Origin of the sequence: Cellulomonas sp. CW35 (assembly GCF_052378485.1) — a bacterium.
GTDB lineage: Bacteria > Actinomycetota > Actinomycetes > Actinomycetales > Cellulomonadaceae > Cellulomonas > Cellulomonas uda.
Genome location: NZ_CP199000.1, coordinates 129,301 through 150,372 on the forward strand (window position 1 = coordinate 129,301; position 21,072 = coordinate 150,372).

At 73.5% G+C, this 21,072-nt stretch carries 16 protein-coding genes and 1 tRNA gene; 3 read left to right on the top strand and 14 right to left on the bottom strand.

The window, feature by feature from the left end; all coding sequences use genetic code 11:
- Positions 1 to 29 precede the first annotated feature (29 nt).
- The 9 genes from ACT17Q_RS00570 to ACT17Q_RS00610 form a co-directional block, all read right to left on the bottom strand.
- Entirely contained in the window at positions 30 to 518 is a 489-nt protein-coding gene (locus tag ACT17Q_RS00570; RefSeq protein WP_094181343.1) for an HXXEE domain-containing protein, read from the bottom strand.
- A complete protein-coding gene (locus ACT17Q_RS00575; protein WP_141321013.1) occupies positions 515 to 3,148 on the bottom strand; it encodes a beta-ketoacyl synthase N-terminal-like domain-containing protein in 2,634 nt (877 codons plus the stop codon). Before ACT17Q_RS00575 ends, ACT17Q_RS00570 begins: the two co-directional genes overlap by 4 nt.
- A 26-nt stretch (positions 3,149 to 3,174) precedes the next feature.
- On the bottom strand, positions 3,175 to 6,345 hold the full coding sequence (locus ACT17Q_RS00580) for a non-ribosomal peptide synthetase (RefSeq protein WP_444663973.1): 3,171 nt from the start codon (positions 6,343 to 6,345) through the stop codon (positions 3,175 to 3,177).
- Positions 6,346 to 6,390: 45 nt separating this feature from the next.
- A complete protein-coding gene (locus ACT17Q_RS00585) occupies positions 6,391 to 7,956 on the bottom strand; it encodes an MFS transporter (RefSeq protein ID WP_094181340.1) in 1,566 nt (521 codons plus the stop codon).
- A 626-nt stretch (positions 7,957 to 8,582) separates the two neighbouring features.
- Complete coding sequence (locus ACT17Q_RS00590; RefSeq protein ID WP_444663975.1) at positions 8,583 to 9,926, bottom strand: hypothetical protein; 1,344 nt, start codon at positions 9,924 to 9,926, stop codon at positions 8,583 to 8,585.
- Complete coding sequence (locus tag ACT17Q_RS00595; protein WP_444663977.1) at positions 9,923 to 10,294, bottom strand: hypothetical protein; 372 nt, start codon at positions 10,292 to 10,294, stop codon at positions 9,923 to 9,925. The genes ACT17Q_RS00590 and ACT17Q_RS00595 overlap by 4 nt, the downstream gene beginning before the upstream one ends.
- A 133-nt stretch (positions 10,295 to 10,427) precedes the next feature.
- Entirely contained in the window at positions 10,428 to 10,754 is a 327-nt protein-coding gene (locus tag ACT17Q_RS00600; protein ID WP_444663979.1) for a hypothetical protein, read from the bottom strand.
- Positions 10,755 to 10,885: 131 nt separating this feature from the next.
- The gene (locus ACT17Q_RS00605) at positions 10,886 to 11,191 is read right to left on the bottom strand and encodes a hypothetical protein (RefSeq protein WP_444663981.1); all 306 of its coding nucleotides are present in this window, start codon (positions 11,189 to 11,191) and stop codon (positions 10,886 to 10,888) included.
- Entirely contained in the window at positions 11,188 to 11,784 is a 597-nt protein-coding gene (locus ACT17Q_RS00610; protein ID WP_444663983.1) for a recombinase family protein, read from the bottom strand. The genes ACT17Q_RS00605 and ACT17Q_RS00610 overlap by 4 nt, the downstream gene beginning before the upstream one ends.
- A 337-nt stretch (positions 11,785 to 12,121) precedes the next feature.
- Here ACT17Q_RS00610 and ACT17Q_RS00615 point away from each other — a divergent pair, with 337 nt between their 5' ends.
- From ACT17Q_RS00615 to ACT17Q_RS00625, 3 genes are read left to right on the top strand one after another with little or no spacing between them, the layout of a single operon-like run.
- Positions 12,122 to 12,412, top strand: coding sequence for a hypothetical protein (locus tag ACT17Q_RS00615; RefSeq protein ID WP_444663985.1), 291 nt, complete (start codon positions 12,122 to 12,124; stop codon positions 12,410 to 12,412).
- Entirely contained in the window at positions 12,409 to 13,386 is a 978-nt protein-coding gene (locus ACT17Q_RS00620) for a putative T7SS-secreted protein (protein WP_444663987.1), read from the top strand. Before ACT17Q_RS00615 ends, ACT17Q_RS00620 begins: the two co-directional genes overlap by 4 nt.
- A gap of 11 nt (positions 13,387 to 13,397) precedes the next feature.
- Positions 13,398 to 13,835: a hypothetical protein gene (locus ACT17Q_RS00625; protein WP_287922260.1), complete on the top strand. Its 438-nt coding sequence runs from the start codon at positions 13,398 to 13,400 to the stop codon at positions 13,833 to 13,835.
- Positions 13,836 to 14,582: 747 nt separating this feature from the next.
- Here ACT17Q_RS00625 and ACT17Q_RS00630 read toward each other — a convergent pair.
- The 5 genes from ACT17Q_RS00630 to ACT17Q_RS00650 form a co-directional block, all read right to left on the bottom strand.
- A tRNA-Gly gene (locus ACT17Q_RS00630) sits at positions 14,583 to 14,653 on the bottom strand.
- Between the two features lie 316 nt (positions 14,654 to 14,969).
- Positions 14,970 to 15,737: a hypothetical protein gene (locus ACT17Q_RS00635; protein WP_141321019.1), complete on the bottom strand. Its 768-nt coding sequence runs from the start codon at positions 15,735 to 15,737 to the stop codon at positions 14,970 to 14,972.
- A gap of 88 nt (positions 15,738 to 15,825) precedes the next feature.
- A complete protein-coding gene (locus ACT17Q_RS00640) occupies positions 15,826 to 17,490 on the bottom strand; it encodes an MSCRAMM family protein (protein WP_444663989.1) in 1,665 nt (554 codons plus the stop codon).
- Between the two features lie 66 nt (positions 17,491 to 17,556).
- Positions 17,557 to 19,230 (bottom strand): carboxypeptidase regulatory-like domain-containing protein, encoded by a 1,674-nt coding sequence (locus ACT17Q_RS00645; RefSeq protein ID WP_444663991.1) that lies wholly within the window; start codon positions 19,228 to 19,230, stop codon positions 17,557 to 17,559.
- 87 nt (positions 19,231 to 19,317) lie between these two features.
- A complete protein-coding gene (locus ACT17Q_RS00650) occupies positions 19,318 to 21,009 on the bottom strand; it encodes a carboxypeptidase regulatory-like domain-containing protein (protein ID WP_444663993.1) in 1,692 nt (563 codons plus the stop codon).
- Positions 21,010 to 21,072: the final 63 nt, after the last annotated feature.

The following is a 21,072-nucleotide window of genomic DNA, read 5'->3' on the forward strand; positions in this document are numbered from 1 at the left end:
GGTGTGGGTGGCGGGGCGACGGAGGGGCGTCAGCGGCGCAGGAGCCGGGCGAGGCGCAGCGAGCCGACGATCACGGGCAGCGTCACGACGGCGCCCGCGGCGACGCACGCCGCCGTGGTGCCGGGCCGCAGGCCGCCGGCGCGCGCGGCGGACCGGGCGGCCCGTGCGGACGCGACGAGCAGGGCGGGCGCGGTGACGAGCCCCGGGTTGTACTCGCGCAGGCGCACGGCGCGCCCGACATGGCTGGCACCGTTGAGCGCGAGCGCACCGGCCGCGGCGACCGCGGCGCCGGCCCGCACCGGCCCGGGTGAGTCCTCGAGCCCGCGGGTCAGGGCCGCGACCGCGGCGGTGATCACGGCGGTCGCGAGCGCCATCCGCCGCGGCCCGTAGTCCTCCGGCTCGAGGCCGACGCGCGCGAGCACGGCCGGGTCGAACGGTGTCCCGCGGTCGCCGAACGCGATCTCCTCGGCGTTGTGCACCGCGAACACCGCGAGCATCGTCGCGCGCTCGCCGCTCATCGGGTGCCGGCCAGGGCCGCGTCGTGGTGCGCGTCGGGTGCCGCGTCGAGCACCGACGACAGCGCGCGGGCGATCGTCGCGAGCGCGTCGTCGTCGCGGAAGATCGAGTAGTGGTCGCCGTCGACGGGTGCGTACGCGACGAGGCTGCTCGCGTACCGCTGCCACTCGCGCACGCTGGTGTGCGCGATGCCGAGCCGGTCGAGCACCTCGGGCGGCTCGGGCCGGGACGCCTCGACGACGAGCACGGGGCACGTGAGGTCCGCGTCGGGGGTCCACCGCTTGAGCGCGCGGTGGTTCTCCTGCCACATCGCGAAGAACCGCGCGAGCTCGTCGCGCACGCTCGTCGGCCACGCGGGCTCGACGACCCGCTCGAGGACCTCCCGCGGGTCGCGTGCGTGCTCGACGCCGGGCCGCAGGCGCAGGCCGGGGACGAGCGCGTGCAGCAGCGCGGGGAACGCGGCCAGGTAGTCCTCGGGACCGCAGTCGCCCGAGGTGTACGCGTGCGGGGGGTGCGAGTCGACCATCACGAGGTGCTCGACCTGCTCGCCCGCCTGCTCGAGCTGCAGCGCCATCTCCGCCGCGAGGTTCCCGCCGAACGAGTACCCGCCGATGAGATACGGGCCGTGCGGCTGCGCGGTGCGGATCGCGTCCAGGTACGTCGCGGCGAGCGCGCGCATGCTCGGGCCCTGCCCGACGAGCTCGGGTGGGTAGCCGATCGCGACGATGCCGAGCCGCGGGTCGACGTGCGGGGCCAGGCCCGCGTAGCAGGTCGTCGTGCCGCCCGCGGGGTGGACCAGGTAGACGGTCCGCTCGCGCGGCGCGGTGACCCGCACGAGCCCCACGGGTGCGAGCACGTCCGCGCGGGTGGCGGCGGGCGTGCGCGCCGGCGCCGCGGCGGGGGCGTCCGACGAGGCGCGGCGCGACACGACGGTCGCCGCGAGCGCCGCGACCGTGCGTGCCTGCTCGAGGTCGGCGAACTCGAGCGTCGGCTCGACGTCGTCGCGCAGCGTCGCGAGCAGGTCGACGAGCGTGAGGGAGTCGGCGCCCGCGTCGACGAGGTCGTCGTGCGGGGCGAGCGTCGGGTGCACCAGGAGCCGGCGCGCGATGGCGAGCACCTGCTCCTGCACCGGGCCGGCGAGCTCCCCGGACGGTGCGGACGTCCCGGACGCCGCAGCCACCGCCGGCGCCGCAGCCGCCGGCACCGCAGCCGCCGTGGGCGCCGCGTCGTCGAGCCAGTGCCGCGTGCGCGCCAGCGTGCGTCCGCCCCACGGCGCGGGCCGCCGCGCGCGGTCGGCGCGGCGGCGCAGCACCACGTGCACGTTCGTGCCGCCCATGCCGAACGAGCTGACGCCCGCGGCGTCGAGCCACGGCGCGTCCACGGCGCTCGTCGGGAACGCGAAGCCGTCCGTGGCGAGCAGCGGGTTCGGCGTCGTGAAGCCCGCGAGGGGCGGGACCACGCCGCGCTCCAGCACGAGCGCCGCCTTGATGACGCCCGTGACGCCGGCCGCGGCGTCGAGGTGGCCGAGGTTGCCCTTGACCGCGCCGAGGTAGCAGGGCGCGCTCGTCGTCCCCGTACCGGCGTCCCGGGCCAGGGCCAGCGCCCGCAGCTCGATCGGGTCGCCGATCGCGGTGCCCGTGCCGTGCGTCTCGACGTACCGCACGTCGTCGGCGGTCAGGCCCGCGTCGCGCAGCGCGGCCGCGACCACGGCGCTCTGCCCGGGGACGCTGGGCGCGGGGTACCCGACCTTGTCGGCGCCGTCGTTGTTCACGGCCGAGCCCGCGACCTCGGCGTACACGCGGTCGGCGGGCGCGTGCGACGTCCGCGTGAGGACCACCGCCGCGGCACCGTGCGCCTTGACCGTACCGTCGGCGGCCGCGTCGAACGGCCGGCACGTGCCGCGAGCGCTGAAGATGCTGCCCGCGCGGTGCAGGTACCCGCCCAGGTGCGGCAGGGACACGGACACGCCGCCGACGACCGCGACGTCGCACTCGCCCGCGAGCAGCGCGGCGCGGGCGAGGTGCACCGCGAGCAGCGAGCTCGAGCACGCGGACTGCACGACGACGGAGGGTCCGGTCAGGCCGAGCGCGTAGCTCGTCCGCGTGCACAGGAAGTCCTTGTCGTTCGCGAGCATCGCGGAGAAGTTCAGGTCGGTGGCGTCCCACAGCCCGGCGCGGGTCACGGGCCCCGGCAGGTACGTGCTGCTGCTGGACGAGCCGAACACGCCCACGCGCAGCGCGCGCAGGTCGCCGTCGAGGCCCGCGTCGTCCAGCGCCTGCCGCACGGTCTCGAGGAACACGCGCTGCTGCGGGTCCATGAGCGCGGCGTCGCGTGCGCTGATGCCGAACGCGTCGGCGTCGAACGCGGCGACGTCACGCAGCGCCGACCGCACGGGCACGAACGCGGAGTCGGCGAGCTGCTCGTCGCGGTACCCCGCCTGGTGCGAGTCCTCGCGGGGCACCTGCTCGAACGTCGTGCGCCCGTGCACGGTGAGGTCCCAGAACGCGTCGGGGTGGTCGGCACCGGGCACGCGCAGCGCGACGCCGACGACGCTCACGGTGTCTCGGTGCTGCTCGCGGTGGTCCCGCTGCTCGGGTCGGGCGTGGTCGCGGGGGGTGGGCTGCGTGGTCATGGCGGGCTCCCGTTCGTGTGGTCGGGTCAGCGGGTCGCGCGGCTCGAGACGAAGTCCGCGAGCTCGGCGGGCGTGGCGTGCTCGAACAGGTCGACGAGCGTGACGTCGGCGAGCCCGAGGCCGGTGCGCAGGCGCTCGTGCACCTGCATGACGTGCATCGAGGTGCCCCCGACGTCCATGAACCGGTCGTGCGGGCGCACCCGCCCGGCGCCGATGACGTCCTCCCACACGCGGGCGATGCGGTGCGCGAGATCGTCGGCGTCCTCGTCGGCGGCCGCGCTGGTTCCTGTGCCGGTTCCTGTGCCAGCGCCCCCACCCGCCGTCCCGGGGTGTGCCGCGTCGGCGCGGGACGCGGCCGGCGCGGGCAGGCGGTCCAGGTCGGGCTTGCCGTTCTGGTTGGTCGGGATCGCCGCCACGGGCACGATCGCGGCGGGCACCATGTACGCGGGCAGGCGCTCGGCGAGCGCGCGACGCAGCGCGCCGACCGCGTCGTCGTCGAGCGTCCGGCCCGGCGCGGGCACCACCCACGCCGCGAGGAACGGCTCGGTGCCCGCGGGGGCGAGCAGCCGCACGACGGCCGCGCCGACGCCCGCGTCCGCGGTGAGCGCGGACGTCACCTCGCCGAGCTCGATGCGGTACCCGCGCAGCTGCACCTGGTCGTCGACGCGGCCCACGTAGACGAGCTCGCCGTCACCGTCGCGCCGCACCCGGTCGCCGGTGACGTACGCGCGCTCGCGGCGGCCGTCGACGACGACCGTGCGGAAGCGCTCCGCGGTCAGGTCGGGCCGGCCCAGGTACCCCTGCGCGAGGCCCGCGCCCGTGACCAGCAGCTCGCCGCTCACCCCGGGCGGGCACAGGCGGCCGAACGGGTCGACGACCACGGCGCCCAGGTGCGCGAGCGGCTCGCCGATGAGGCTGCGCACCTGCGTGCGCGCCTCGGTGGGGGTGATCTCCCGGGCCGTGACGTGCACGGTCGTCTCGGTGATGCCGTACATGTTGACGAACCGCGTGCCGGCGCCGACGTGGTCGAGCCACGGGCGCAGGTCCTGCGGGTACAGGGCCTCGCCGCCGAACACCGCGAGCCGCACGTCCGGCAGCGTCGTGCCGGCACGGACGAGCACGTCGGACAGGCGGCGGAACGCGGACGGGGTCTGGTTGAGCACCGTGACGCGCTCGCGGGCGAGGAACGCGGCGAACGCCTCGGGGTTGGCGACCTCGTCCCCCTGCGGCACGACGAGGCACCCGCCGCGGGTCAGCGGGCCGAGCACCTCCCACACGCTGAAGTCGAACGCGAGGGAGTGGAACAGGCACCACCGGTCGCTCGGCTCGTGCGGGACGGCGTCGAGCGCCGCGTCCAGGAGCGCGGTCACGTTGTCGTGCCGCACGACGACGCCCTTCGGCTCACCCGTGGAGCCCGACGTGAAGATCACGTACGCGAGGTCGGTGCCGCGCCGGGGGGCGGGTGGCAGCTGCGCACCGTCGCCGCGGGTCAGCGCGAACCCGTCGAGCAGGTGGACGTCCGCGCGGCACGCGAGCGTGTGCTGCGCGCCGGGCTCGGCGAGCACGGTCACGCGGCCGTCGAGCTCGCGGGCGACGCGCGCGTGGATGAGCTCGGCGCGCCGCGGCGGCGCGGCCGGGTCGACCGGCACGTACGTGCGGCCGGACGCCATGACGCCGAGCATCGCGACGACCGCCTCGACGCTGCGGGGGAGCGTCACGACGACGAACGGCGAGGCGCCGGCCGCGTCGAGCGCGGCCGCGGTGGCGCGCACCCGTGCGACGAGCGTCGCGTAGTCCACGTCGAGCCCACCGGCCCGCAGCGCGACCGCGTGCGGCGTGCGCCGCGCGACGTCCTCGAGGTCGTCGACGACCGTGCGGCGCGTGCCCGGGCTCGCGGGCTGCTCGTCGGCGTCCGTGAGGACCACGTCGCCGATCACCGGGGCGTCGGGCGTGCGGGTCAGGGCGTCGAGCGCGGCGCGCAGCAGGCCGGGTGCGTCCGCGGCCTCGAGGTGGTCGGCCACCGCGACGTCGAGCTCCATGCGCTCGCCGTCGTCGGACGCCGTGACGGTGAGCGGGTAGGGCAGCGCGTCGCGGCGCAGCGGGACGGACGTGACGCGCGTGCCGGGCAGCCGCAGCACGAGGTTCTGCTTGTAGAACGTCACGGCGTTGTCGACGCCGTGGAACGCCCCGCCCAGCAGGTCCGCGCCGTCGGGCCCGGACAGGTCCAGGCCCTGGTTCGCCTGCAGCAGCCGGATCCCGGTGCGCACCTGCGCGGCGAGCTCGCGCCACGTCGTGGTCGCGTCGATCCGCACGGGCAGCGGGAGCGTGTTGACGAAGAACCCGATCGCGTTCTTCGCGCGGTGGCCGGCGCGGCCCGCGAGGGGCACGCCCAGCGCGACGGTCTCGCGGCCCGCGAGGCGCTGCAGCGTCGCGGCGTACGCGGTGAAGAACGTCGTCGCGGCGCCGTGCTCGGTCCACGTCTCGCTCGCCCGGATGCGCGCGGCGGTCGCCGGGTCCGGGGACCAGCGGTGGTGCGTGCCCGTGACGGGCCCGTCGCCGCGCCGCGGCTCGAGCTCGGAATGCCGCAGGTCGTCCGCGGTCGCCAGCAGCTCGCCGTACCTGGCGACCGCACCGGGTGACGTGGGCGTGGGCGGCACCGTGCCGGGGTGGTCGCGCAGCCCGTCGAGGACCTGCGGCCAGGCCTCGCCGGGCAGCGTGCACAGCGTCGAGATCGCGTCGACGACGCGGTAGAACGAGTACGCGTCCCCGACGAGGTGGGATGCCACCAGCGTCAGGTGGTGCACGCCCTCGCCCGGGTACACCCGGACCGTGAGCTGCTCCGGCGCGCCCGGCGGGATCGGGCCGGCCGCGATGATCGCCTCCGTCTCCAGCGCGATGCGTGCGTCGCGGTCGAGGTCGGCCACCGGGTCCGGCGCCAGCTCGACGACGCGGACCCCGGCTCTGCCCGGCCGCACGACGGCGGTCACGCCCTGGGGGCCGTGCTCGAACGACGTGCTCGCGCCGACCGCCGCGGTGAACACCGCGCGGGTCGCCTCGACGAGCAGCCCCAGGTCGACCGGCTCCTCGATGCGGAACACGAACGCGAGGTCGAACGCCGTGTCGGTGGGGTTCGCCGCGTGGTGCAGGAACATGCCGCGCTGCGCGGGGGTGGCGGGGTAGCGGGACGTCACGGTCACGGTGGTGCCTCCTGGGTCGAGGGGGGTGCGTGTGCGGACGAGAGGTCAGGCGGTGGCCTCGACGAGGTCGTCGGTGCGGCTGCCCCGGCCGCCGTGCCGGCGGTCCGCGGCGAACACGGCGACGACCGCGAGGGCGACCCCGGCGCAGATCAGCGCCAGGACGGTCAGGCCGGTGCTGTAGGCGGAGATCTCGGCGGACCGCGCGGCCTGCGCGACGAGCTGGTCGCGGATCGCCGCGGCCTGCGCGGAGCCGGGCTCGGCACCCGCGGCGGCGACGGCCGACGCGATGCTCGCGCGCAGTTCGTCGGCGCCGGACGTCAGGGTGCGGGTCATGGCGTCGGCCGCGACGGTGGACAGGAACGCGACGCCGAGCGACGCCCCGAGCTGCTGGCTCGTATTCGCGAACGCCGACGCGATGGACGAGTGCGCGGGCCCGATGCCGTGCGTCGCGGACGACATCGCGGGCGCCATGACGAGCCCGAGGCCGATCCCGGCGACGACCATGGGCGCCACGAGGGGGCCCGCGTCGGTCGTCGTGACGTCGACGCGCGTCGCGATCCACGCGAAGCCGGCCGCCTGCACCGCGGCGCCCGTGACGAACGTCGCGGCGAGCCCCACACGCGGCACGAGCACGCGCGTCGAGACGACGGCCGCGACGACGAGGCCGCCGACCATCGGCAGGAACGCGACACCGGTGCGCAGCGGCGTGTACCCGAGGTCGCGCTGCAGGTAGAACGTCAGGTAGAGCGAGCTGCCCATCTGCGCGAGCCCGACGAGCCCGATCGTGAGGTACGAGCTCGCGCGGCGCGCGTCGGTCACGATCGACAGCGGCACCAGCGGCGAGGGCGCGACGCGCTCGCGGGCCAGGAACCCGGCACCCAGCAGCACGCCCGCGCTGAGCAGGCCGACCGTCAGCGGGTGCCCCCAGCCGAGGGTCTCCGCGCGGGAGAAGCCGAGCACCACGCAGAACACGGCGCTCGACCCGAGCAGCAGACCCGCGGCGTCCTCGAGCACCACGCCGCGGCGGGCCGGGGACGTGCCGCGCAGCCCGCGCGTCGCGAGCAGCACCGTCACGAGCGCGAGCGGCACGTTGACGAAGAAGCACCAGCGCCAGCTCCCCGCCTGCGTGAGCGCGCCACCGAGCACGAGCCCCAGCGCGGCACCCGCGCCGGCGACCGCGCCGAAGATCGCGAACGCCTTGGCCCGCTCGTCCTTGCCGGGGAACGCGGTGTTCATCAGCGAGAGGTTCGTCGGGGCCATGAGCGCCGCGAACACGCCCTGCGCCACGCGCGCCGCGACCAGCAGGCCGAAGCTTGTCGCGAACCCGCCCGCGAGGCTCACCGCGCCGAACCCCGCGACGCCCAGCATGAACGCGCGGCGCGCGCCGAGGACCTGCGAGATGCGCCCGCCGACGAGCAGCAGCGAGCCGAACGCGAGCGTGTACGCGGTGATCGCCCACTGCCGGTCGGCGTCGCCGAAGCCGAGCTCGGCCTGCGCGTCGGGCAGGGCCACGGCGATGATCGTCGTGTCGAGCACGACGACCACCTGGGCCAGGCAGGCGCACAGCACGAGGGACCTGGACGACGTGCGCTGCGGTGCGGTGATGCTCATGCCTCGCTCCTGGCGTCGGGACGGGTGGGAACGCCTCGACGCTAGGAGCAGGACGGACCGGACGGAACGCCCGCGGGCTCGCTCTGTGGTCGCCGTGTGGTCGGTCTGTGGGTTGCCACATCCCCGTAGTCAGCGCGTCCGCAGCGCCCTCGCGCCGACCAGCGCGTCCAGCTCGGGGGCCACGTCCACGCCGAGCTCGCGGCGCAGCAGGGTGCGGTGCTCGTCGAGAGCGCGGTGCGTGCTTCACGACTCACGCTGGCTCGATCGCGGACCGACCTCCCCCGCGGATCACGGGCACTGCGCGTAGGAGCTCCGGCAGGATGCTCGTGCGGACGTGACCTTCGTGAGAGCCAAGGACGGTCTTCGGACGCACTTCTCGGACCGGCATGGGGTCCGAGAAGTGCCCGACCGGGCGTCTGCAAGTCTCTGACCTGCGGAGATGATGGAGCGGGTGACGGGAATCGAACCCGCGCTGTCAGCTTGGGAATCTGACGGATGTACGTTCCTGACTACGCCTTCTGCGACGTCAGTGCAGGTCACAGCGGTTCGATGCGACAACTCACGACAACGGACGCCGGTCTGTGCCACCCCGCTATGGTGCAATATGGTGCAAGGGGAGCGGGGGATCATCCCCACGGGGCGTACGGGCTACCCGCGTCGATCCGCTTCACGATCCGCCGCAGCTCCTCGGCGACCTGCGCATCGCGCTCTTCGATCGAGGCGATGGCGAGTTCTAGGTTCCTGGCACCGCTGCGGACCTCCCATGCCAGGTCTCTGAGCAAGTTGTAGAGCAGTTGCGTCAACTCAGCGACGTTGTCGCTCGGCCCGTGCGCACCAAGCCCGATCGTGGCGTCACGTGCCACGGCGCGTCGTAGCGCCGACGAGATCGGTACACCCCCAGCGACAGCGTCGAGCTCCGTCGCGATCTCCGGCATGTAGACCGCGTAGATCTCCTCGAGCAAGGACGCGTTGAGCACCATCGCGGGCTCGAGGTCGTAGACCGCGGGCTGCGACAGGTCGTATGACGTGCGGTCCTGAGTGATCTGCGTGACGTTGCGCGCCGCGTTGCGGGCGACGAGCCGTTCCTCGGACTCGATCCGGTCGGAAAGTCGCGAGAGCTCGCTCCGAAGAGAGGCGATCGCGCCCGCGTACGATGTCGGGGCCTTGACCTCGGGCGACGGGCTAGGGGCTGCCGTCGCCGACAGGACGTCAATCGCGATCCCGCCGACCTCGAGCGCGGCGCTCACCCCACCCGTGGCGAAGATCCCCGCGCCCTTCGCGACCCACGCCGCAGCCTGCAGCGCGTCATTCCACTCCGGGCCCCGTCCGTGAGCAATCGCATCCAGGGCCGTGCGAGCCGTGACGAGGATGTCCTCGAACGCCGTCTGGGCCTCAGCCCACAGGGCCTGCTGTGCGGCGACGTCGATCCCGCGCACGACCGAGATGGCATGCATACCGCCGATGGCCCGAGCCAACTGGCCGAGAAACTTCGCCTTCAGCGACGCGATGAGCGTGCCTGACATGGCGGTGAGGTTCTGGCTCACCAGTGAGACGTGGACAGTCAGCTCGCCGCCACCGGTCACCTCGCCGTCCTCGATGCGTGCGGCACCCGACAGCCGGCGCGTGGTCTGTCGGCACTCCTCAACGAGGGGCGCGATCGATGCGGGCGACGGCAAGGCCAGCCAGGGGGCGACGATCTCGTCGATGGTCCGGCGCACGGCGTCGAACTGGGCGATGAAGAACTCGTCCCGGTCGACGCGGCCGAACAGCGTGGAGAGAGCGTCGGCGGACCAGTCACCGCCACCCGACCCGTCGGTGTTCGGTCGGGTGACCTTCGCGACCGAACCGCGCGAGCCGTTCTCGTAATGGTCGCCGTACAGCCGCCATCCCTGCTCACGCATCCACACGTCGATGGCTGACTGCTTGAGCTGGCCGACCAGCAAGTCGGTCATCGTGCACTGGTACGTCATGCCACGTCTCCGTCAAGCCTCTCGGAGCGCACGTCGTCGTCGGTCCGGCTGGAGCGGCTCGACGTGGACCCGCGAGAGACGACGAGCCAGCCGAGCACGACGAACCCGACGACGACGATCAGGGTCTGACGGTCCTGTCGTGCATCGGTGCACGCGGTCGCCACACGGGCCTGAGCAGCGACCTCGTCCGCGAGACCGCCTTCTGCCACGTAGTGCGTGACCGCATCGATCTGGCTGTCGGTCAGCGTCCGAGACAGACTCACCGGCTCACGCCACTCCAGACCGAGAGAGCGGCACCAGGCGATGTCGCCCGTGCTCGCGATTCGGACACTCGGAGGCACGAGAAGAAGTGCGGCGAACCCCGCCACCAGAGCGACGTTCCGCCACGCTCGCCGCCACGTCATAGTTGTCCCCCAGATCGGTAATAACGGGTGCAACCGGACCATAGCGAGAACGGCTGTGCGGGGGACGCGGTTGTCCACAACCCAGCGCACCAGAGGGTCAGGGGTGACGAGTCCGCCTGGGCGGGCACGCTCGCCAGCAGATGACCCACTCCCAGAGCTGCTCGGCCACGCAGTGCGCGTCATCGCAGGCGTGCCCGTCGACGCACGACCCGGGCCCGCGTACGAGCCGGGGCGGACGGTTCGGGACGCGCGCATAGGCGACTTCGAGGTCGCCCGGGTCGATCCAGGCGCGCACGAGGCCGTCGTAGGACAGGCCGACGCGGATGTACGGGTCATCCTCGACGTACTCGGCTACGGCCGGGACGCCCCAGCGGCTCAGGAGCGCGGCGACGGCCTGCGCGTGGGCCAGCGTGCGGACCGTCATCGCAGACCTCCTCGTGGTCGGGGTGTCGGGTGCTGGCACGGTGGCACGGGCGAATCCCCTGGTCAGCGGGTGGGGACACGCACTGTGGACGACCCCCGGGGCTCGTGGGGCTGGGGTCGGGTCGCTGTCCGTCACCGCTGCGTGGCGGCCCACGCGGCGAGCAGCTCCGCCGTGAGCGCATCGGCCGGCTCGTGGCGGATGCCGTGCTGGGCGCCCCACGCACGCGCGTACTGCTCGTACTCGCGGACGTCCGCCCACCCGGCCGGGGCGAGCGGGCGGATGTGGTCCGGGCCACCGTCGCCGTGCTGCACGATGCGAGCCACCGGCTCGCCGTCGCAGGTCAGGACGGCGTCGACCCATACGCCACCAGGGGCGCTCCCGAGCGCAACCTGGGCGAGCGCATACGGGCAGCCGGGCGGGACGGGGCGCTCGCTCATCGGGCGCCCGCGTTGGCGCTCTGGCTGCGCTCGCGCTCGATGGCGCGGTAGAGCGAGGACCGTCCGACGCCGAGCGTCTTGGCGACGGACACCACGCTCTGACCCTGGTCGATGAGGACGCGAGCCGCAGCGAGGCGTTCGGCGTCGACCACGGGGGGACGGCCGGGGATGCGACCGCGTGCGCGCGCGGCTTCGAGCCCGGACTTGGTGCGCTCAATCAGAACCTCGCGCTCCAACTCCGCCAGCGCCGCGAAGATCGACAGCAGCAGCACGCCAAGCCCTCCGCCCTGGCCGGGGGTCGTGTCGATCGCCTGGGTCAGGCTGCGGACGCCGACGCCCTTCTGCCCGAGGTCGTCGACGAGCGTGACGAGCTGCCGGACGGTCCGCCCGAGCCGCGAAAGCTCGGTGACCACGATCGTGTCGCCGTCGCGCACGTAGCCGAGCAAAGCGTCGAGCTCCGGTCGGGACGCCGCCGCACCGCTCACGCCATGGTCGACCCACACGCGCTCGCACCCGGCGCGCGTGAGCTCGTCGACCTGCCGACGCGGGTCCTGCTCCCGCGTGGACACCCGCGCGTACCCGAGCAACGCCACGCTGCCCCTCCGATCCCGCCGGACCGTCCGGCGTCACGACAACGTCCTAGCCGGCTGGACGCCCGCGTGTCCCGAATCCGTTCGCGGTTCACTCTTTCGGCACAGCGACTTCCGGTCACGGCTTCTGGCACAGCGCGCACGGGAGCAACCGGACAGCGATCGACGGGCTCGCTGGCTGCCCCACGATGGGTCGTATGTGGGAATCGAGTCCGCCTCGAGCGAGACTGTGGACGACTACGCACATCCCGGGACGGGCTTCGCAAACCTCGCGGGCATGACCAGGGGGCAACAGGCTGGGGGGCGCGGGTTCACAGCCGACGTCGACGAGCTTCACCGCGTGCCGGACAAGCTGCTCGCGCACGCGCACGACATCACCGACGTGCCGCTCATGCCCCGGCGGGCTGAGTACGGCGAGGCCGAGCTCGTCGCTGCCGCCGACCGGTGGGTGCGCGCGTGGGAGAAGGGTGCGGTCGTGCTGCGCGAGGAGATCGTCAACGTCGCAGGTGCCGTCCAGGACTGCGCGACGTCCTACGACCAGGTCGAGCAGATGCTGAAGGCCCGCATGGTCGAGGGCATCTCGATCGTCGACATCGCAGCCGGCTGCCGGGCGGACCTCCAGTGGGGGTGAGCGAGCTCGCGACCGCCACGTGCGGCGCCGACCTGATCGCCGGAGACCCTGGCGCGCTGCGTCTGGACGCCGTGACCCTGGAGGCCCGTGGCCGGCTGTACGGGCGGATCGCCGGCATGAGGATCGACACGTCGTGGGAGGGCGAGGCCGCCGACCGGTTCCGCGGCCAGCTCGGCGTGACGGTCCGCAAGGCGGAGGTCGCCGAAGCCATCGCGCACGGGGCCGCTGCGGCACTGCGCGTGTACGCCGAGGTGCTGGAGTGGGCGCGCGAGCAGGCCGAGGGCGCCCTGGCGCTGTGGCGCTCCGGCGACTACTGCATCCCGCCGACCGGGACCGGCCTGGACCGCACCACGCTGACCCCCGAGCAGGTCAGCGCACAAGCCGCACTCGACTCGGTCCGTGCGTCCGTGCGTGCGGCCGCTCGGGACACCGCCAAGGCGCTGAACGCCGCCGCCGACGAGGGCCCGGACGGGCTGTTCGCCGAGTGGTGGAAGCCGTTCGTCAGCACGGTCTCGGGGCCCCCGGACAACCCGTGGCACTGGGACCAGTACAGCGGCGCGCGAGGCATCGCCGAAGCCGTCCTCATCCCGCCGCTCGGCCCGGGGGTGCGGCCGGTCCCGCGCGTCCAGCTCGGCGAGGCCGCGACCAAGCAGTACCGCAACACGTTCTTCGACGCGCACCCCGAGCTCAAGCCTCGCGGCGACTACTGGGTGCACCACGCGATCGAGCAGAGGGTGCTCAGGCGCTACCCGGGTCTGTTCACCGAGGCTGAGATGCACTCGCTCGGTAACCTGCGGGGCGTCCACACGTCCGTGAACAGGGAAATCCACCTGAGGCAAATCCGGCGCATGTGGGACAGGTTCTACGCCGAACACCCAGTCGGAAGCGGAGTCACTCGCCAGGACTTCCTGGACTACGCCCAGTACGTCGACCAGCAGCTCGGCAGCAACTTCACCCCGCCCGTCGTGCCGTGATCAGGAGAGAGATGCCCTACTACCAGCTTGAGCCGTCGGTGCCAGGCGACCTGGCCAACGAGACGGGCGTCGACTACACGGTCGTCCCGCCGAGGTTCACCGAGACGCCGATCTACGAGTTCGTGATGCCGCCAGAGGCTGACCTGGTGACCGCGCTCGCCACCTACTTCGTCACCCCAGCGCTGGCCGACGCGATCATCGCCGCGCAGATCACCGGGGTGAGCTTCGCCGACGCGCGGGTCACGGTCGACGACCAGGTGCACGTCGTCTACCCCGGCACCGATATCGGCACCTGGTTGTGGATGAAGGTCGACGGCATCGAAGGCGTACACGACGCCTGGCGCGCCGGACGCCTGGGATACCTCACGGTCAACGAACGCTTCATGGACCTGCTGCGGCGGTTCCGGCTGCACGACGCCGAGATCACCGAGGTGCCCGACGGAGCGTGACGGCATCACCGGCGGTCGTTGGGGCCCGTCGTGCGGGACTTGCGCGAGGGGTGATATACGCCAGTACCAAGGTTTCGAGAACGCGCCCGCCGCGTCGCGAACTCACCCTCGGACCAGCCGTCGACAGCGCACAGCAACGGCAGAATCGCATTTATGGGATGGGTGGAGGACTTTCGGTCAAACTCCGTGTGGGCGACACTCCATGCTGCGCGGGCGCGGCTCGACGAGCTCTGGTCTAGCGGAGAGCTCCCGGCCGACGACGAGCGAGTCGAGATGCTCCGTGCTCTCCTTGCACGGGTCGACGGAGTGCGAGACAGCCCTGACATCCTCATCACTCAGCGAGACCTCGGCGCTCTCAGCAACCACCTTGAGTCACTGCTGGCCCACCTGCCGAACCTGCAGCCCATCTTCTCGCCGTTCTCTGGGTACGACCCCGTGTTCGACCTCATCGCAAAGCTTGTCGCGACGTGGCCCCCGTCGGGCTCTGCGAGCCTCAGGGGGCTCGCTTCGCACGTACGTTCCGAGGCTGCGGTGCTTCCCGGGGGCGTCGGGGACGGGCACGCGCGCGGTCCAGCGCCCGCTCCGCTCTTGCCGGACGGACCCCCACGGGAGCCTGCCGGACCTGCCTGCCACGAAATCCTCCCATGACTCCTATGGTGCGTTATGGTGCAACGCCACTGCGGAGAGACTATTTCGGGTGGGGTGGTCGGGCTGGGATGTGGCCTCTGACCTGCGGTTTCATCTGGGAGCGGGTGACGGGAATCGAACCCGCGCTGTCAGCTTGGGAAGCTGAAGTTCTACCATTGAACTACACCCGCGCGAACCGTCCTCGGACGCCCGGAGGCGCCGAGCCGCGGTCGGCATCCGACAGCATAGCGGCCGCTCGCGACGAGTCGAACCGCGTCCCGCCCGGCACCGCCGCCCCGCGGCACACCCCCGCTCCGACCTCCCCACGACGACGACCCCGCGGTTGCTCCGTCTCCGGCCGCTCATACCCGGAGCGACGACGGGGTCGTCGTCGTGGTGGCGGCCGAGACCGTGGTTGCTCCGGGTAGGGGAGAGCGGAGCCGGAGGAACCGCGGGGTCGTCGGGCGGCGGGCCGGCCGGGGGGCGCGGGTCAGGGGCCGGGACGGGTCAGGGGCGGGGGGTGAGCTCGGTGACCTCGTCCGGGGGGTCGATCCGCACCTCGGTGTTCCAGCCCGTCAGGTCGGCCTCGACTGTGCCGGCGGGCTCGGCGTAGCGGCGGACCAGACCGTCCGGGCCGATCCACAGCCGCAGCATCCAGTACGGGTTGGCGACGGCGCCGCTGGTGAACCGCTCACCGGTCGCCCCGGTCGCCCGTCGGAGGTCGACGACGACGTCGAACGGCTGCGCGGTCACGCCGTCGACGGAGATCGACGCACCACCCGGGGCGACGGACGCGACCGCGTCGCGGACCTCCTCGAACCGGCGGGACAGGTCCACCACCGCGAGGTAGTCGACGTACGCGCCGACGAGCAGGTCGGCCGGGTCCTCGCGGGACGTGCGGGCGAAGCCGTCGGTCAGGCCGGGCAGGGAGGCGTACGCGTCGTCGTCGACGAGCCGCAGCTCGCTCACCGCGCCGTCCTCGTCGATCCGTCCGACGAGGTCCCAACGGTCGCCGTGACGCTCGGCGCCACCCGTGACGACCGGAGCCTGCGGATCGAGCCGCAGCTCGAACGTGTACGTGTCGACCGCCCGCAGCGCGTCGGCGAGGTCGGCGACCACGTGCTCGGTGTCGTACCGCACGGCGACGTCCGGGAGCGGCCTCGGACCGCCCTCGTCGGCGAGGGCACCGCCGGCGAGCGCACCGGTGACGCCGCCCGCGAGCAGCCCGGTGACGGCGACGAGCGCCGGGACCCGGGACAGCGGCGGAAGGTGCACGGCCGAACTCTGTCAGCACCGGGCACGTTCGCGCAGCACCCCGACGAGGGACGGCGCGCGGGCAGGCGACGACGCGGCGCCGGCCCGGTCAGCGGTTCAGCACGAGCTCCACGTCACCGAGGTCGAGGTTCTTGCCCCGCTCGACGGTGATGACGCGGTAGGCGGCGGGCAGCGTGTACCAGTAGGGCACCTCGTCGTCGCGGGTGTGCCCGATGGAGGGTGAGAGCGTGAGGCGGTAGGTGCCGGGGTCGACCGCAGCCCCGGTGTAGAGCCCGTGGGCGGGGTGGTCCCACGAGGACGTGACCGAGCCGTGCTGCATCAGGTTGACGTTGCCGTCGAACGGGACGCCCCGGTAGTACAGGCGTACCCGCACGCTCCCCTGCCTCTCGGTCAGGCGCAGCGCGATCCTCGACCCCCCGTCGTCGATCTGCGTGTCGGTCTCCGTGGAGACCCACCCCTTCTGCCTGACGGTGACGCGCGCCGCTCCGGGTACGAGACCCCTCGCCACGAAGTCGCCGTTCCTCCCGACGGCCGCACCATGGGTGTAGTCGACGCAGTCGACGCCGCACACGACGACCTCCCGCCGCGGGTCCTGCCAGGTCCCCTTGTCGCCGCCCGTCACGTTGCCGGCCAGGGCCACGGCCGTCCTGTTCCCGCGCAGGTGCCCGGTGGTGGTGACCTTGCCCGCGCGGACCGTGACGGGCTTGCGGATCCAGAGGTCGCCTATCGAGTACACGTAGTACCGGCCGGGCGGGACGGTGAACCGGGACCGGAGGGGCTGGCGGATCCCCTTGGCGTTCGCGTCGGCCAGGTAGACGGTCCCGTCCGCCGAGGGAACGTAGATCGTCCCCTCGCGCGTGAGCGTCAGGTGGCGTGTCGTCGTCGCGCCCGAGGTGACCTTCAGCAGCGCGGAGCCCGAGGACCAGCCGTTGTCGTCCGCGCTCTCGGCGAGGCGGTAGGTGCCCACGGGCACCCGCGTGAAGCGGTAGCGACCGGTCGCGTCGCTCGTGGTGCTCCGGAGGTAGCGGCCGTCGGCGTCGGCCGACTGCAGGGTGACCTCGACGCCGGGTCGGGGCGCGTCGGACCCGACGAGGCGGCCCGTGACCGTCCCCGGAGGTGTCGCGGGCAGGCTCGTCGTGGAGCGCTCGCCCGCCCGGACCGTCACCACGTCCGACGTGATCTCGACGCCGCTCTTGAGCCACGCCTGGATGCGGTAGCGCCCGGGGACGAGGTACCGGAACTGGACCTTGCCGTCCTCGATCCCGTTGGCGTGCTGGCCGCGGATCGGCGTCCCGTCGAGCCGCTGGATCCACGCGTGGGCGCTGGGGCTCTCGGCGCCTGCGACCGTGGCGCCGACCGACCCGGTCCGGTCGAGGTCGATGTCGACGGTCGCGTCGGCCGTGGCCGCGGGGCGCAGCGGGACGCCCTGCCAGGCGTAGTCCGTCCGGCCTCCCGCCCCGACGTACGCGGGTGCGAACGTCCGCGGGTCGTCGGCGCCGGTGTTGGCGGTGAGCACCCAGGCCGTCGCGTCCGTGGGCACCGGGAGCGCGTAGGTGCCGTCGGCCGAGGTGGTCGTGGTGCCGGTCCGGCCGGTGGCGGGCTCCCGCCAGGAGACCTGCACCGGACGCGGCGGGGCCTCGCCCTCCGCGGTGACGCGTCCGCTGTAGACGACGTCGTCAGCGGCCGTGGCGGGGGTCAGCCCGCCCAGCAGGAGCGCTGTGGTGGCGAGCAGGGCGCCGGAGGGTCGCAGCATGTCAGGAGTGTGGCAGCGGCAGCACGCTCCGCGCCACCATCGTGGGGTCGACCGCGGCGGGTCCCGCTACCGGCGGAACGCGACCTCGACGGTGCCCAGGTCGAGGGTCTGGCCGGGCTTCACGGTCACCGTGGTCAGCGCGCTCGGCAGGTCGTACCAGAACGGCGCGCCGACGAGCACGTTGCCCGCGGAGGCGTTCAGCGTCATGCGGTACGTGCCGGGCGCGAGGCGTGCGGCGCCCGTGTCGAGCGTGCCGCCCGTGAGCTCGCGCATCAGACCGGGCGCGTCGTTGCGGGAGAACGTCACGGTGCCCGTGACCGGCGCACCGCGGTAGCGCAGCACGCCGCGCACCCGGGCGTTCTCGGTCGTCAGGCTCAGCTGCAGGTTCGTCGTCGACGCCGTGCCGATGCGGGCGGTGACCCGGCCGGGCTGCCAGCCGGTCTGCTCGGCCTGCACGTGCGCGATGCCGGGCACGAGCCCGGTCACCCGGTAGGTCCCGTCGGCGCGGACGGTGGCCGCGCGGCCGTCGGTGCCGCCGCACAGGACGTCGCACACGGCGACGGTCCGCTTCTTCGCGCCGTCGCCCGTGTCGCCGCCCGTGACCGCGCCACGCAGGCTGACGAACGCCTTGTCCGGCCGCATGGTCCCGGCGTCGGTGACCTTGCCCGCGCGGATCGTGACGAGCGTGCGGGTCCAGCGCAGGCCGCTCGCCGCGTACACGTAGTACGTGCCGGGCGCGGCCGTGATGCGCGTGCGGTCGAGCTCGCGCACCCGGGTGCCGTCCGCCCGCGCCAGGACGACGAGCTGGTCGGGGGCGCGCACCACCAGGGCCCCTTCGCGCTCGAGCGTGAGGTCGCGCGTCGTCGTCGCACCCACCGTCACCTTGACGAGCCCGCTGCCCGAGCGCCACCCGTTGTCCTGGCCGCTCTCCGCGACCCGGTAGGTGCCGGCCGGCAGGCCCGAGAACCGGTACCGGCCCTGGGCGTCGGTCGTCGTGTCGGCCGGGGCGCCGTCACCGCTGATGGTGACGCGCACGCCGGCGACGGGCTTGCCGAACCCGAGCAGGCGCCCGGTGACGGTGCCACCCTTCGACCCGACCATCGACAGCGTGGCCTCCTGCCCCGGCCGAACCGTCACGACGTCGGACGTCGTCGCCGTGCGACCACCGCGGCTCGGCTGCAGGATCACGCGGTAGCGGCCGGGCACGAGGTCGCGGAACTGGAACGTGCCGTCGTCCTGGACGTCGCGCTGCGCGTCGTACAGGTACCCCTTGCCGTCGGCGCGCTTGAGGTCGACCCACGCGCGTCCGGGCGTGAACCCGGCCGCGGTCCCGACGATCGAGCCGCGCAGGTCGAGGTCGATGTCGACCGTCGCGTCCTGCGCCGCGTCGGGGCGCAGGACGAGCGGCTGCCACGCGTAGTCGCTCTGCCCGTCGGCGCCGACGAACTCCGGCGCGTACGTGCGCGGGTCGCCGTACTCGTCGTTCGCGACGAGCACCCACTCGGACGCGGTCACCGGGACCGGCAGCGAGTAGGTGCCGTCCGGCGCGGTGACCACCGAGTGGTAGTCCCCGCTCGCGGGCTCGAACCAGCCCACGTGCGTCTGACCGGTGAGGGCGGCACCGGCGGCGGTCACGCGGCCGGTGTAGGTCACGTCGTCCTCGGCCGCGGCGGCGGGCGCCGTCGCAGCCGTCACCAGGGCGAACGTGACGACGCCGACGACGGCGGACTTCGAGAGCATCCGCCGATTGTTGCACTCGTCGCGTCCGCTGCGGTGCGGTTCGGCCGGGTCTGTGGACGGGAGGGCGTCAGCACGGTCACACGCTTCCTATCGCTGCAGCACGGTCCGCACGGTGCCCAGGTCCAACCTCTCGCCCGGCCGCACGGTGAACGTGCCGGGCACGTCGAGCCAGAACGGCGTGGCCGCGCCGCGCGAGCCCAGGATCCTGTCGGACGTGATCCGGTACGTCCCGGGCGCGATCCGGCCGTCCCACGTGTCGATGGAGCCGTTCTCGAGCCAGAAGGACTCGGTCACGGTGTCGCTCGTCAGGCTGACCCGGCCGGTCAACGGGACGCCGTTCGGCGTCACCAGCTTCACGCGCAGCGCGCCGCCCTGCGTGGTCAGGCGCACGTCGACCCTCGTCGACGACCCTCCCGTGACGGTCTTCTTCGTCACGGGCTGCCAGCCCTTCTGGCTCGCGGTGACCGAGACAGCCCCCGGGATGACCGAGGTGGCCACGAACGTCCCGTCCGCAGCGACGCTGACGGGCGCGGGGGTGAAGCCCGTCGGCGGGACGTCGCACATGAGGTCGCAGACGCGGACCGTCTTGGGCCGGGAGGTCGTGGACGCGCCGCCGCCCGTGATCTTCCCGCGGACGGTCACGAACGGGTGGTCCGCACGCAGCTTCCCGGTCTGCGTCAGCTTGCCGGAGCGGATCGTCACGGCGGTGCGCGACCAGCCGCTCTTCGCCTTCGTCCAGACGAGGTACTGACCGGGCGGCAGCGTCAGGCTGTGGTCGCTGAAGAGCCATCGCCGCCAGGTGCCGTCGGCGTCGGCGAGCGCGACGTCCTGCCCGCCTGCGTCGACCGTGAGCCGGCCCTCACGCACCAGCGTGAGGTCGCGGGTCGTCGTCGCGTTCGACGTGACCTTGAGCAGGCCGGAGCCCGACGTCCACCCGTTCTCGTCGCCGGACTCGCTGATGCGGTACGTGCCGGGCGGCACGTCGTCCGCGCGGTAGCGGCCCTGCGCGTCGCTCGTGAGCCTGCGGGCGAAGTACGTGCCCGCCAGGGTGACCTCGACGCCGGCGACCGGACGGCCGGACCGCAGCAGGCGACCCGTGACCGTCCCGCCGGCGCGCAGGTCGGTGCGGACCGGGATCTCGTCACCGCCGAGCACCGTCACGGTCGTCGTGTGCACCGGGGTCCAGGTCCCACCCCGGTGTACGAGGATGCGGTACCGGCCCGGGATCAGGAACCGGAACACGTAGGAGCCGTCGCGCACCCGCTTGCCGTCGACGAACGTCCGGCCGCCGTCGGCGCGCTCCAGGAAAACTTCCGTCCCCTCACCTCCGCCGGTGACCGTCCCGACGACGGTCCCCGCCGGCACGAGGTCGATGTCGACCGTGGCGTCTTCCGTGGGCGCCGGACGCAGCTCGAGGCCCTCCCAGGCGTGGTCGGTGGCGCCGTCCGCGCCCACGTACTGCGGCGCGAACGTGCGCAGGTCCTGGTAGTTGTCGTAGTACGAGCGCTCGGCCTCGTACGGGTTGGCCACCAGCACCCACTGCGACACGCGCCCCGGCACGAGGAGCGAGTACGTGCCGTCGGCCCGTGTGAGCGTCGAGGCGTTGAGCCCCGTCGCGGGCTCGTACCAGCGCACGTGCACGGGCTTGGGCAGGGCCTTGCCCGCGGCGGTGACGCGTCCGGTGTAGGTGACGGTCGTGGTGGCCGCGGTGGCGGGGGCCAGCGAGCCGGCGACGAGGGCGAGTGCGAGCGTGCCGATGACGGCGAACCTCGAGAACATCCGTGCAGTCTGGCACCCGTCCCGCCCGCCAGGGGCCGGTTGCGGCCGATCTGCGCAGGAACG